This is a genomic window from Paenactinomyces guangxiensis, assembly GCF_016055185.1.
GTDB classification, from domain to species: Bacteria; Bacillota; Bacilli; order Thermoactinomycetales; family Thermoactinomycetaceae; genus Paenactinomyces; species Paenactinomyces guangxiensis.
Genome location: NZ_JAECVR010000029.1, coordinates 1 through 12,710, shown reverse-complemented (window position 1 = coordinate 12,710; position 12,710 = coordinate 1). Strand labels below are relative to the sequence as shown.

Sequence of the window (12,710 nt, the reverse complement as noted above, 5' to 3'; positions counted from 1 at the left end):
GAGATGGGCCTGTTCCTCTTCCCCCGCTTAGGATAACAATTTCCTATATAAAATGGAAAAAGGTTAGATGTAAATGTATGCGCTTTTACAATAAGTTAAATATAACAGATCACAGATTGTCAGGAGGGGGTTTGAAGTGGGCTTTAAAGAGAAAGCTGCTGATACACTGGGAACAGTCGCTTATAAAATTACAAATCAAAAATATATTATGGCCATTAAAAAGGCATTTGTTGTATTAATGCCGGTAATTATTACAGGTGCTTTTGCCGTATTAGTGGCCAATATGATTATGAGTCCGGAAAATGGACTGGCTTACTTTGAAATGTTTTCATTTTTGGCAGATTATCAACCCATCATGAAATCCATTCAATATGCAACACTGAACTTTCTGACTATTGGGGCGGTTTTTCTGATCGGGATTGAACTGGGAAGGATTAATGGCCACAAATCGCTGTTTCCCGGAATTCTGGCAATGATGTCTTTTATATCTGTGATTCCTACAACAGTTGAATTACTTGTAAACGATTCACCGCAATTAGTAACGGATGTGTTGGCAAGACAGTTTACAGACCCGAAGAGTTTATTCCTGGGAATGATTATTGCAATTGTCTCTGTAGAGATATACTCAAAGTTGGAATCGATTGATAAACTGAAAATTAAAATGCCGGAGAGTGTTCCTTCTAATGTGGCAACATCCTTCTCGGCACTCATTCCATCTATTATTACCGTTACAATTATTGCAACGGCTGGATTTGCTTTTCATCAATTGACAGGCATGCATCTTTATGAAGCCGTTTACAATTTGGTGCAAAAGCCGCTTGAAAACGTGATGCAAGGGCTGCCGGGTATTTTGATTTTAATGTTCGTTGCCCAGTCTTTCTGGATAATCGGAATACATGGGAACCAAATGGTCAAGCCGATCAGAGAGCCGTTATTGTTAGCTTCGATTACGGCCAATATGACTGCGTTTCAGGAAGGTAAAGAAATACCCAATATTATAACGATGCCATTCTGGGATGTTTATATGAGTATCGGCGGGTCGGGAGTGACCATTGGACTCCTAATTGCCATATTTATTGCTTCCAGGCGGGAAGAAATGCGCAGTATTGCAAAACTGTCTATTGGGCCCGGACTGTTTAATATCAATGAGCCTGTTATTTTTGGCATTCCGGTTATGTTGAATCCTTTAATGGCGATTCCGTTTATTATCACTCCGTTAGTAACGGGAACAATTGGGTATTTTGCCACTGTGACAGGCTTTGCCGGAAAAGCAGTTGTTATGGTTCCCTGGACCACACCTCCGATCATCAACGCATGGTTATCGACAGCCGGGAGTATGGGGGCCGTCATTACCCAGATGATTTGTATCGCAGTATCCGCATTAATTTACCTGCCGTTTGTCATCCTTTCTAACAGGAACAGAGAGCAAACAGCTGAATGACGCAGATTTTAAAGGGAGAATTGAAGGATGGATAAAGAGGAAAAAACGATAAAAATACCGGACGGTTTTATGATTGGAGCTGCTGCATCAGCGTGGCAAACAGAAGGCTGGTCAGGAAAAAAAGCGCATCAGGATTCTTATATAGACCTCTGGTATAAGAAGAATAAGCAAGTCTGGCATAACGGGGTTGGACCTGCAATTGCAACAGATTTTTACAATAGATATAAAGAAGATATTACATTGATGAAAGAAATCGGTTTGACCCATTATCGAACATCCATTAACTGGTCACGTTTTCTGTTGGATTATGAAAAGGCAACCGTAGATGAAGAATATGCAGGCTATATGGACGATGTGATCAATGAACTGATCAAAAACGGAGTAGAGCCGATGATTTGCCTGGAACACTATGAACTGCCCGCTGCTCTGTTTGAACAGTATGGCGGATGGGGCTCCAAACATGTGGTTGACCTGTTTGTCAAATATGCGGAAAAGGTTTTTGACAGATATGGGGACCGGGTTAAAAATTGGTTTACTTTTAATGAACCCATTGTTGTCCAAACCCGGGTCTACTTGGATGCCATTCGTTATCCGTTTGAACAAAATACGAAGAAATGGATGCAATGGAACTATAACAAAGCGTTGGCTACTGCCAAAGTAATTCAGCTGTTTAAGGAAAAAGGTTACGGGGAAAAGAACGGCTCGAAAATAGGTGTTATTTTAAATCCTGAAGTAACCTATGCCCGTTCAACAGCAAAACATGATCAGGAAGCGGCCAGAATGTATGACCTGTTTTTTAATCGAATTTTTTTAGATCCGTCAATCAAAGGGGAATATCCGAAAGAACTATTTGAAGTCATGGAGAAGCATAAGATTGCCTTTGAATACACAGAAGATGAGTTACAAGTAATTAAAGAAAATACTGTTGATTATGTCGGGTTGAATCTCTATTATCCCCATCGGGTAAAAGCCCGGTCAACGGCATGGAATGACAGGACTCCTTTCCATCCGTCCTATTATTACGAGATGTTTGAACTTCCGGGCCGAAAAATGAACCCGTTCCGGGGATGGGAGATTTACCCGCAGATCATGTATGATATGGCGATGCGGATGAAAGAAGAGTACGGAAATATTGAGTGGTTTATTGCTGAAAACGGAATGGGAGTAGAAAACGAATATCAGTTTAAAAATGAAGAAAATATCATACAAGATGATTATCGGATTGAGTTTATAAGTGAGCATTTAAAATGGCTGATCAGAGCTGTCGAAGAAGGGGCTAATTGCAAAGGTTACATGCTTTGGGCTTTTTCGGATAATGTTTCACCGATGAACGCTTTTAAAAACAGATATGGGCTTGTTGAGATTAATTTGGAGGAAAACAGAAACCGCCGCTTAAAGAAATCGGCTTACTGGTATAAAGAAATTATTAAGAATAGAGAGTTGCTTGTGAAGAATGATGATTTTTATAAATAAAATTTTTGCAGATCAGGAGGAATTATAAATGAAAAAAATTATTTTAGCCTGTGCAGCGGGTATGTCAACTTCCATCGTGGTGTCAAAAATGAAAGCTGAAGCACAGACACGCGGGGAGGAATATGACATCTATGCCATTCCGGAAGGAACGATTGAGGAAGAATTGGCAAAATGCAATGGGGAAGATGTATTGGCGATCCTGCTCGGGCCACAGGTGCGTTTTATGAAAAAGAAAGCAGAACTGGCCGCAGCACCGTACGGGATTCCGGTAGATGTGATTGACACAAAACTATACGGAACAGCAAACGGGGCAAAAATTTTAGATCATGCCCTGGAACTGGCAAAGCTAAAATAACACAAGCCTTGGAGGCGGAAGACCATGCAAACGTTGGAGCAAATGCAAACAGCAGCTTTCCAGATAATCTCTTACTCAGGGGATGCCCGAAGCAGCTATTTGGAAGCAATCCGTGAAGCAAGAGAGGGAAACTTTGAAAGAGCTGAGGAATTAATCAAAATTGGTGAAAAAGCGTATCATGAAATTCACCAGGTTCACTTTTCATTAATACAAAAGGAAGCGAATGGAGAAACATTGCCCTTTTCTCTGTTATTCATGCACGCGGAGGATCAAATGCTGACAACTGAAACGATAAAGTTGCTCGCGCTTGAAATGATTCAAATGTGCAAATTCATGAGAGAGAGGTAATAAAAGCAATGGACAGGAAAAAGGAGGCTGTCATTCCGGAAGGGTTTTTGTGGGGAGGCGCTGTAACATCTTTTCAAACGGAAGGAGCCTGGAATGAAGGGGGAAAGGGGCCCTCAATCGTGGATGCCAGGCCAATTCCGGAAGGTTTTTCAGATTGGAAAGTTGCTGTTGATTTCTATCATCGTTATAAAGAGGATATCTCTCTGTTTAAAGAGTTGGGCTTCAATGCTTACCGTACCAGTATTTCATGGTCGAGAATTTTTCCGGATGGTGAAGGGGAGGCAAATGAAGAGGGATTAAAATTTTACGATGATCTGTTTGACGAATTGCTGGCTAACGGCATCCAACCTGTGATCACTCTTTACCATTTTGACCTGCCGCTCGCTTTAGCTGAAAAATACAATGGTTTCGCCTCAAGGAAAGTAGTTGATTTGTTTGAAAGATATGCCAGAACAGTGTTTAAGCGTTACAGGGATAAAGTGAAATATTGGATTACCTTTAATGAACAAAATTTAGTATTGTTGAGACCGGAATTATGGGGGGCTAAACTGCCTGAGGGTGAGGACGAAGCAGCGTTTAAATATCAGGTGTGCCACAACACATTTATCGCTCATGCCAGAGCGGCAAAAGCTCTTCACGAACTGATTCCGGATGGCAAAATGGGCGGGATGGTTACCTATTTAACCACGTATCCTGCCACATGCAAACCGGCGGATGTACTGGCAAATATCAAAGCAAAAGAACTTTTGGTTGACTTTTATTTGGATGTGTTTGCACACGGTGAATACCCGGCATACGTAACAAGCCAATTAGACAGAAAAGGGATTATGCCTGTTTTTGAAGAAGGCGATATGGAGTTATTAAAAGAAACAACATCAGATTATTTAACCTTTAGCTACTATCAAAGCAAAATTGTAAAAGAGACAAATGAAGAGGCTATAGACGCAGGGGTAACCGCAAATCCATACTTAGAAACCAGTGAATGGGGCTGGTCGATTGACCCGATCGGATTAAGAATCGCTTTAAAGGATCTGCATGCTCGTTATCGAATGCCTATTTTTATTTCAGAGAATGGCATCGGCGTGAGAGAAGAATTAAACGAAAACAATACAGTGGAAGACGATTATCGCATCGATTACTTAAGACAGCATATTGAACAAATGAAGCTCGCCATGGAAGAAGGAGTAGAAGTCATTGGGTATCTGATCTGGGGTTCAACAGATATCTTAAGCTCCAAAGGTGAAATGAAAAAACGATACGGATTGATCTTTGTTAATCGTGGAGAAACCGATTTAAGAGATTTAAAGAGATATAGAAAGAAAAGTTTTTACTGGTTCAAGAAGGTAATTGAGTCAAACGGAGAAATCTTATAAAGGTTCCCGCTTCCTTCGTTAAAAGGTAAAGAGCAGTTTTTGTGGAAAATTTTTTTCAGGGGGTAAAAGAGATATGAAAAAAGGTATCAAAATCGCCACCATCGGCGGTGGATCAAGCTACACCCCGGAGTTAATTGAGGGCTTTATTAAGCGTTATGATGAGCTGCCCGTCCGCGAACTATGGCTTGTCGATATTCCGGAAGGGGAGGAGAAGTTAAATATTGTGGGCAATCTGGCCAAAAGAATGGTGCAAAAGGCCGGAGTTCCGATTGATATCCATTTAACATTAGACCGCCGTCAAGCATTAAAAGATGCTGACTTTGTAACGACACAATTTCGTGTGGGCCTTCTTCAGGCAAGAGCAAAGGATGAAAGAATTCCGTTAAAATACAATGTGATCGGCCAGGAAACAAATGGTCCGGGCGGATTATTTAAAGGGCTCCGAACCATACCTGTGATCCTTGATATAACAAAAGAGATGGAAGAGCTTTGCCCCGACGCATGGCTGATCAACTTTACCAATCCCGCGGGTATGGTAACAGAGGCTGTTTTACGGTACAGCAATATTAAAAAGGTTGTCGGCCTTTGTAATGTGCCAATCGGGATCAAGATGAAGATTGCGGAAGTGCTTGAAGCAGATGCCGAGCGCATTCATATTGATTTTGCCGGACTGAATCACATGGTTTACGGGTTAAATGTTTATCAGGACGGGATCAACATTACGGACAGGGTTCTTGATTTGTATGTGAACAGGTCCGGGCAAACGATGAACAATATTGCCGACATCGAATGGGAATCGGAATTTATTAAAGCGTTAAAATTAATACCTTGTCCCTATCACCGCTATTACTATAAAACCAGTGAAATGCTGGAGGAAGAAATGGAAGCGGCAAACACAACAGGCACCAGAGCAGAAGTGGTCTTAAAACTGGAACAGGAATTGTTTGAGCTTTATAAAGATCCCAATCTGGATATAAAACCGCCTCAGCTGGAAAAGCGTGGAGGCGCCTACTATAGTGAGGCTGCTTGTGATCTTATAAATTCAATCTATAACGATAAGAGAGATATCCAAACCGTAAATACGGTAAATAACGGAGCGATTGCCAGTATTCCCAATGACTCTGCCGTGGAAATAAACTGCATCATTACAAAAGAGGGTCCAAAGCCAATTGCGATCGGAGATCTGCCTGTCCCGGTCAGAGGGCTGGTCCAACAGATCAAGTCTTTTGAACGGGTTGCCGCAGAAGCGGCTGTCACCGGCGATTACAATACCGCTTTACTGGCCATGACCATTAACCCGCTCGTACCTTCAGATACAGTGGCAAAAGCGATTTTAGACGAAATGCTTGAAGCTCATCGAGACTACCTGCCGCAGTTTTTCGGGGGCCAGGGATCATAATCCTGCATCCCTTTGGCAGACGGCAAGTGAATAACACAATAACAAAAGCCTGTATCCTTGGATCATTAGGAGCACAGGCTTTTGTTATTTCTTTTAAACATACTGTCCCTCGGGAGAATTCGCACTGGGATTCTTGGGCAGTTAAACGCCCTGAGTCCATTTTTGCTTCGGATAACTCCCAACTTCCGGGCTGTCTTTCTGTCCGATCCAGTTCGACAGCAACGTTGCCTTTTATCCCAGGACTGAACCCCTGGGCTTTTAGACAGCTTTTTGTAAGAGTAATCACTTTTTTAGCGGATAACTCCTGTGTTTATGTTTTCAATATTATGGGAAGTGATGTGGAGGAGCGAGTTTTTCCCCGTTTTAAGAGGGGGGCTGTCATTGCCGGATAATACGGTTATCGAAATATTAACGAAAAAGGGGTTATACCAGTGAAAGCAGTTTTGCTATATGAATACGGAGGCCGGGAGAAATTACATTTAACTCAAACGTCCGTCCCTCAGGCAGGCAATGATGAAGTGCTGGTAAAAATAAAATCTTCTTCTGTAAATCCCGTCGATTGGAAGGCTAGAAAAGGAATGCTAAGAGGCCACCGTGACTTTCACTTGCCTTTGATCCCGGGGTGGGATCTATCAGGGGTTGTGGTGGAAGCGGGTAGTCAGGTTTCAAAGTTTAAAGTTGGCGACGCCGTATATGGAATGCCCGATCTGACCAAAAACGGCACTTACGCAGAGTTCATTGCTGTTAAAGAAGAGTATCTGGCGCCAAAGCCTGAGGGACTTTCATTTTTAGAAGCGGCTTCCATCCCTTTAGTTGGCCTGACCGCCTGGCAAAGCCTTATCGATCACGCGGATGTTAAGCCGAACAGTCGAATATTGATCCATGCAGGTGCCGGTGGGGTTGGTAGCTTTGCCATTCAACTGGCGAAACATCTTGGAGCACATGTGGTTACCACCACAAGCCAGAAGAATGAAGATTTTGTTCGTCAGTTGGGTGCGGATGAAGTTATTGATTATCGGGAACACGATTTCGCGAAGTTCTCCGGCTTTGATTGTGTCTTTGATACGGTGGGAGGAGCGACGCTGCAAAAGAGCTATAAAATATTAAAAACGGGGGGAACGCTTGTCACAATTGCAGGGACACCCGACCCGCAACTGGCAAAAGAGTTCTCTGTGGATATTAAGCATGTTGAAGTGCAGCCAAACGGCCAACAGTTAGAGGAGATAAGGAAATTGCTTGAAGCTGGTGCAATTAAGCCTGTAGTCACCCGGTACTTCTCCCTGGAAGAAATTCAAAAAGCCCATGAATTAAGTGAATCAGGTCATGTCCGCGGAAAAATCGGAATCATTGTAAACTAAAACGTTCAGTAAAGCCCGATCCCTAACGGGGCATCGGGCTTTCGTAGTGTCCTTCGCCTTTGCGTGGTAAGCTTGTTTTTTGACCCGTATGTTCTTGTTGTATTGCGTTGTTTTTGCAATGGGTTCTGCGGCAGTTTCACCCGCTGTATAATTATGGTATGATCAATTAGAGGTTTGTTCGATAATTTTCTAATATTCTATTAATGATCGTATGAATTAGTGTAAAATATATATTATAAAGGTTTGATTCACTTGTTGATCTTCTAAAAAACTCCTCCCCGATGCAGCACAGTCCGTAACCAATGGATCACTGCTTGTACAATCCTTATCTGTGCAGATTCTCTGGAAGTAATGTCAAAAGTGTTTTATGTAATAAATGATTTGCAATTATATGTTACTGCATTGTTTTCTGACTATATCGCGTTATGGAACAATAAGATAAATTCAGAATCACATTTGCCATTTTTCTGAAATGGAGCTATCAATTGACCAGTGTTTAAACGGGTCCTTCATCTTGATTGAACATCTGATGGGTATCACCATATCACTCAACAGGAGGGAGATCAATGCAGGATGCCCCGCCTTTTAAGGACTTTTATGACAGGTCCGTCATCCCCGTCGGCGAAAAAGACCGGACTATACTGGGGAGATCACATCATGGAGAAGGAGGTGTATATGAGGCTGTTACGCACTGGCTGATTGCTTTGATCTGGTATGAAGATGACACGGCTGAAGGCTGGAAAGTTTCTGTGTATCCCGTCTGCCGGAACAAACCGTTTTGGCTGGTTGCTCCGTTCTATGAAAGCAACTCCCTGTATTCTTTTGATATTGCTTTGAAACTGTCAAGAATTTTGGAAGAGCATTCACAAAAAGACATGCTTACCGCCCGTTTATTTTACCAGGAACTCAGGAAGTTAGACGTATCGCCAATCAGGGTTTCCCTCAATTATGAAAATTTGAGCTGACGGGTATCCCGAAATTATTCACTCTCTAAATGGAGGTTGCCACATGTTGCATATTGTTGTCTGCATCAAACAAGTTCCTGACAGCAGAGAGATTCGCATTGATCCAAATACAAATACATTGATTCGGCAGGGAGTTCCCAGCATTGTCAATTTTTATGATCTGCATGGCCTGGAGGAAGCCCTGCGCATCAAAGATGAACACGGTGCCCGAATCACAGTGGTGACGATGGGGCCGCCCCCTGCCGAAAAATCCCTGAAGGAATGTATCTCACTGGGAGCTGATGAAGCCGTTCTCGTGACAGACCGAAAGTTTGCCGGAGCAGATACGCTTGCCACTTCTTACGTGCTGGCGAAAACCATACAAAAGGTTGAAGAGCAATGGGGACCTGTAGACATGATTTTTTGCGGAAAACAAACGCTGGATGGAGATACCGGCCAGGTAGGTCCCGGTATTGCCTGCCGGTTGGACTTGGAGCAGTTAACTTATGTGGGCAAAGTGGTCAGCGTCAATCCCGACGAGCGTAAGGTCACCGTTCACAGAAATCTGGAGGACGGGATTCAAGTGGTGGAAACATCGATGCCGGTTTTGATCACGGCACTTAAGGAGCTGAATAAGGTACGCAGAGCATCGCTCCCGGGAATGATCCGGGCAGCCAGATACAAACCGGTCACCTGGACGACCGCCGATTTCCCGGATATAGAGATCAGCAAAATCGGGCTGAAAGGATCACCCACAATCGTGGCAAAAACCTGGGTGCCAGAGGTGAGAAAGATTGACGGGGAAATGATCAGCGGGGATACCCCGGAACAGATTGCCGAACAGTTGACAGCAAAGCTCTGGGAAAGTGACCTGGCAGAGAAATTGGGCTGGACCTGATCAAAGGAGGCGAACCTATGTCAAAAGAACAAATGAAAGATCAGATGCCGGATTGGTCTAATTATCGCGGAGTTCTTGTTTATGTGGAACAGCGGAACGGAGCAGCCAAAAATGTATCGTGGCAATTGCTTGGAGCCGGACAGAAGCTCGCCGCCAAATTGGATGTTTCGCTTATGGCCCTGGTGATTGGCGACCAGGTGGAACATTTGGCCAGGGAGGCAATCTGTTATGGAGCTGACCGGGTATTTTTATGTGAAGGGCCCGAGCTAAAGGACTATCGTACCCGCCCTTACAGCCGTATTACCTTGAAACTGATTGAGGATGTCAAGCCGGAAATCTGTTTATTTGGTGCGACGGCAACAGGCAGGGATCTGGCAGGAGCGATTGCGACACATTTGCCGACCGGCCTGACTGCGGATACGACGGAATTGGATGTGGAACCTCCGCCTTCCCGCCTGTTATTAGCGAGCCGTCCCGCTTTTGCCGAGAAGATGATGGCTACGATCTTATGTAAACAGTACCGCCCCCAGATGGCTACGGCCAGGGCCGGCGTGTTTCAAGCCCTGCCGCGTGATCCTGACCGCAAGGGAGAAATTGTGCGGATCCCCAATCCGATGGGCGAAGAACAAATTGCAACACGGGTTGTCGAGTTTATTGAACAAAAAAGTGGTGTCAATCTTGAAGAGGCTGAGATTATTGTTGCCGGCGGAAGAGGATTGGGCGGGCCTGAGCCTTTCAAAATGTTAAAGGAACTGGCCGACGCACTGGGCGGTGAAGTAGGGGCCAGCCGGGCCTGTGTCGATGCCGGTTGGATCAAGCACGAACACCAGGTGGGACAGACCGGATGCACCGTAAGGCCCAAGCTTTATTTTGCGATCGGCATATCCGGTGCCGTTCAGCATACTGTGGGGATGTCCAATTCTGAGGTTATTATAGCCATTAATAAGGATCCGGATGCTCCCATTTTCCAATTTGCCCATTACGGCATTGTCGGGGATTTATTTAAAATCGTTCCGGCCATTACTGCACAGGTCAGGCAAAGGAAAGCGAAAAAAGCGGACCCGACTGAGATATTTCATTCATGACACCTTTTAGATAAACAGGGATGTTGATGAATCTTGGCTTAAGAAGGAGCGATGTACAGTGAATGAAAAATTTGATGCGGTTGTAGTAGGTGCGGGTCCGGGAGGAACGGCAGCCGCCCTGACAATGGCCCGGGCCGGATTAAGCGTGGTACTGTTGGAACGGGGTGAATTTCCGGGGGCCAAAAATATTTTCGGGGGCGTTCTTTACCGGAAGCAGATTGAAGAGCTGGTGCCGGAATTTTGGAAAGAACGCAGATTTCCGATTGAGCGGAATATTGTGGAACAGCGGATTTGGGTGATGGGAAAAGAGTCTATGGTTACCTTCGGGCATCGAAATGAAGCATATAAGGAACCTTACAACTGCTTTACAGGACTCAGGGTAAAGTTTGATCAATGGTTTGCGGACAAAGCGGTGGAGGCCGGGGCACTGCCGATCTATCAAACGGTTGCCACAGATTTGCTCAGGGAAGGAAACCGGGTGGTTGGCGTAAAAACGGACCGCGAAGACGGGGATCTTTACGCAGACGTCGTTGTCATCGCAGATGGTGTCAACTCACTGCTAGGCAAAGCGCTCGGGATTCACAGAGAATGGCGTCCCGATGAAGTATCACTGGCAGTGAAAGAAGTGATTTCCCTGCCCAAAGAGAAGATTGAAGACCGCTTTAATGTGGACCGCAACGAAGGGGTCACCATTGAATTTTTGGGCCAAACTTCTCTGGGCATGGCCGGGATGGGCTTTTTGTATACGAATAAAGACACGATTTCTCTCGGGGTTGGCGTCATGGTCAACCATCTCAGAGATAAAAAAATAAAGCCTTACGCTATTCTTGATGCGATTAAACAGCATCCGATGATTCGGAAGCTAATTGAAGGGGGTGAAAGAATCGAATACTCGGGACACCTGATCCCGGAGGGCGGCTATCATTCCGTTCCCCCGCTGTCAGGGGACGGCTGGTGTATCGTTGGAGATGCGGCACAATTAGTCAACTTTGTTCACCGTGAGGGAACCAACCTTGCCATGGCTTCAGGGCGCATGGCGGGGGAAGCGATTATAGAAGCAAAAAACAGAGGCGATTATTCCGCTGAAACTTTGCAGCTTTACGACGAAAAGGTAAGAAATTCTTTCATCATGAAAGATTTGAAGAAATATAAGGGTATGCATAAGTTGCTAAAAGATGAAGATCCGGAGCTGTTGTTTACAAAACTGCCCCAGGCTGTCAATGACGCGGCTTACAATATGTTTCTGGTGGACGGGGTACCGAAAGCCGACAAGCAAAAGCTGGCGCTGCGGAAGATTAAAGAGGCTGCCGGCGGAACACTTAATCTGATGAAATTAGGCTATAAGGGATGGAGGTCGATGAACGGATGAGTGAAGCTATTTCCGATAAGCTTTTTACAATCCGGTTTAAGTGCGATAACGTCTCCCACTTAACGATTAAAGACCGCGACACCTGCATCAAATGCACAACCAAAGACTGCAATTTCTTCTGCCCGTCAGATGTATACGAGTGGGATAAAAAACAAAAAATTACGACTGTTGCCTTTGAAAACTGCATTGAATGCGGGACGTGCCGAATTGCCTGCCCGTCGGACAACATTGGGTGGGTATACCCCAAAGGAGGATATGGAATCACGTATAAAATGGGGTAAGAGTGAGCCGGTGATGGATACGGGACTTTGACGGGCCATCGATTAGAGACGGCCTGAAACGGTTCAACCGCTTGCCGGAGAGGTCATGCAGTTGACTGATCCGGGCCCGCTCCGCACAGTCTGAATAAAAAGAAATCCTCACCATTTTACTGATGGGAGGATTTCTTTTTATAAAATGCGAGCGGGAAAACCCTTTGCTTCAGCATTGGGATGAAAGCGAGCATCAGACGAAGGGGGTTTCATCCCCTTGCAAGTCTGAAAATTTTTGGTGAAATTTTCTTTTGAATGGACATCCTCGGGCCGAGGAATTGCGTAAAGGGGTTCCACTGGTACTGCTTACCGTTCAGCGATCGTACCTCACTGGGTGGTCGCAAGCAGAATCCCAC

The 12,710-nt window shown here is 44.7% G+C and carries 12 protein-coding genes; all 12 read left to right on the top strand.

The window, feature by feature from the left end:
- The first annotated feature begins 136 nt into the window (after nt 1-136).
- The 12 genes from I8U27_RS18575 (at nt 137) to I8U27_RS18520 (ending at nt 12,324) form a co-directional block, all read left to right on the top strand.
- Nucleotides 137-1,441 (top strand): PTS sugar transporter subunit IIC, encoded by a 1,305-nt coding sequence (locus I8U27_RS18575; RefSeq protein ID WP_181751208.1) that lies wholly within the window; start codon nt 137-139, stop codon nt 1,439-1,441.
- A gap of 27 nt (nt 1,442-1,468) precedes the next feature.
- Complete coding sequence (locus I8U27_RS18570) at nt 1,469-2,914, top strand: glycoside hydrolase family 1 protein (protein WP_181751207.1); 1,446 nt, start codon at nt 1,469-1,471, stop codon at nt 2,912-2,914.
- A gap of 28 nt (nt 2,915-2,942) precedes the next feature.
- Nucleotides 2,943-3,269, top strand: coding sequence for a PTS sugar transporter subunit IIB (locus I8U27_RS18565; protein WP_181751206.1), 327 nt, complete (start codon nt 2,943-2,945; stop codon nt 3,267-3,269).
- 24 nt (nt 3,270-3,293) lie between these two features.
- The gene (locus I8U27_RS18560) at nt 3,294-3,617 is read left to right on the top strand and encodes a PTS lactose/cellobiose transporter subunit IIA (RefSeq protein ID WP_181751205.1); all 324 of its coding nucleotides are present in this window, start codon (nt 3,294-3,296) and stop codon (nt 3,615-3,617) included.
- 8 nt (nt 3,618-3,625) lie between these two features.
- On the top strand, nt 3,626-4,990 hold the full coding sequence (locus tag I8U27_RS18555; RefSeq protein ID WP_181751204.1) for a glycoside hydrolase family 1 protein: 1,365 nt from the start codon (nt 3,626-3,628) through the stop codon (nt 4,988-4,990).
- Between the two features lie 73 nt (nt 4,991-5,063).
- On the top strand, nt 5,064-6,389 hold the full coding sequence (locus I8U27_RS18550) for a 6-phospho-beta-glucosidase (RefSeq protein WP_181751203.1): 1,326 nt from the start codon (nt 5,064-5,066) through the stop codon (nt 6,387-6,389).
- A gap of 431 nt (nt 6,390-6,820) precedes the next feature.
- Nucleotides 6,821-7,747, top strand: a complete 927-nt coding sequence (locus I8U27_RS18545; RefSeq protein ID WP_181751202.1) for an NADP-dependent oxidoreductase — start codon at nt 6,821-6,823, stop codon at nt 7,745-7,747.
- Between the two features lie 566 nt (nt 7,748-8,313).
- Entirely contained in the window at nt 8,314-8,712 is a 399-nt protein-coding gene (locus tag I8U27_RS18540) for a hypothetical protein (RefSeq protein ID WP_181751201.1), read from the top strand.
- 43 nt (nt 8,713-8,755) lie between these two features.
- Nucleotides 8,756-9,589: an electron transfer flavoprotein subunit beta/FixA family protein gene (locus tag I8U27_RS18535; RefSeq protein ID WP_181751200.1), complete on the top strand. Its 834-nt coding sequence runs from the start codon at nt 8,756-8,758 to the stop codon at nt 9,587-9,589.
- A 17-nt stretch (nt 9,590-9,606) separates the two neighbouring features.
- A complete protein-coding gene (locus I8U27_RS18530) occupies nt 9,607-10,674 on the top strand; it encodes an electron transfer flavoprotein subunit alpha/FixB family protein (RefSeq protein WP_232345654.1) in 1,068 nt (355 codons plus the stop codon).
- 58 nt (nt 10,675-10,732) lie between these two features.
- On the top strand, nt 10,733-12,043 hold the full coding sequence (locus I8U27_RS18525; protein WP_181751199.1) for an FAD-dependent oxidoreductase: 1,311 nt from the start codon (nt 10,733-10,735) through the stop codon (nt 12,041-12,043).
- Entirely contained in the window at nt 12,040-12,324 is a 285-nt protein-coding gene (locus I8U27_RS18520) for a ferredoxin family protein (protein ID WP_181751198.1), read from the top strand. The genes I8U27_RS18525 and I8U27_RS18520 overlap by 4 nt, the downstream gene beginning before the upstream one ends.
- Nucleotides 12,325-12,710 lie beyond the last annotated feature (386 nt).

Bases quoted from the DNA above. Each gene is read 5' to 3' on its own strand.
- I8U27_RS18565 (WP_181751206.1), top strand. From the start codon at position 2,943: ATGAAAAAAATTATTTTAGCCTGTGCAGCGGGTATGTCAACTTCCATC.
- I8U27_RS18555 (WP_181751204.1), top strand. From the start codon at position 3,626: ATGGACAGGAAAAAGGAGGCTGTCATTCCGGAAGGGTTTTTGTGGGGA.
- I8U27_RS18560 (WP_181751205.1), top strand. From the start codon at position 3,294: ATGCAAACGTTGGAGCAAATGCAAACAGCAGCTTTCCAGATAATCTCT.
- I8U27_RS18520 (WP_181751198.1), top strand. From the start codon at position 12,040: ATGAGTGAAGCTATTTCCGATAAGCTTTTTACAATCCGGTTTAAGTGC.
- I8U27_RS18540 (WP_181751201.1), top strand. From the start codon at position 8,314: ATGCAGGATGCCCCGCCTTTTAAGGACTTTTATGACAGGTCCGTCATC.
- I8U27_RS18530 (WP_232345654.1), top strand. From the start codon at position 9,607: ATGTCAAAAGAACAAATGAAAGATCAGATGCCGGATTGGTCTAATTAT.
- I8U27_RS18570 (WP_181751207.1), top strand. From the start codon at position 1,469: ATGGATAAAGAGGAAAAAACGATAAAAATACCGGACGGTTTTATGATT.
- I8U27_RS18535 (WP_181751200.1), top strand. From the start codon at position 8,756: ATGTTGCATATTGTTGTCTGCATCAAACAAGTTCCTGACAGCAGAGAG.
- I8U27_RS18550 (WP_181751203.1), top strand. From the start codon at position 5,064: ATGAAAAAAGGTATCAAAATCGCCACCATCGGCGGTGGATCAAGCTAC.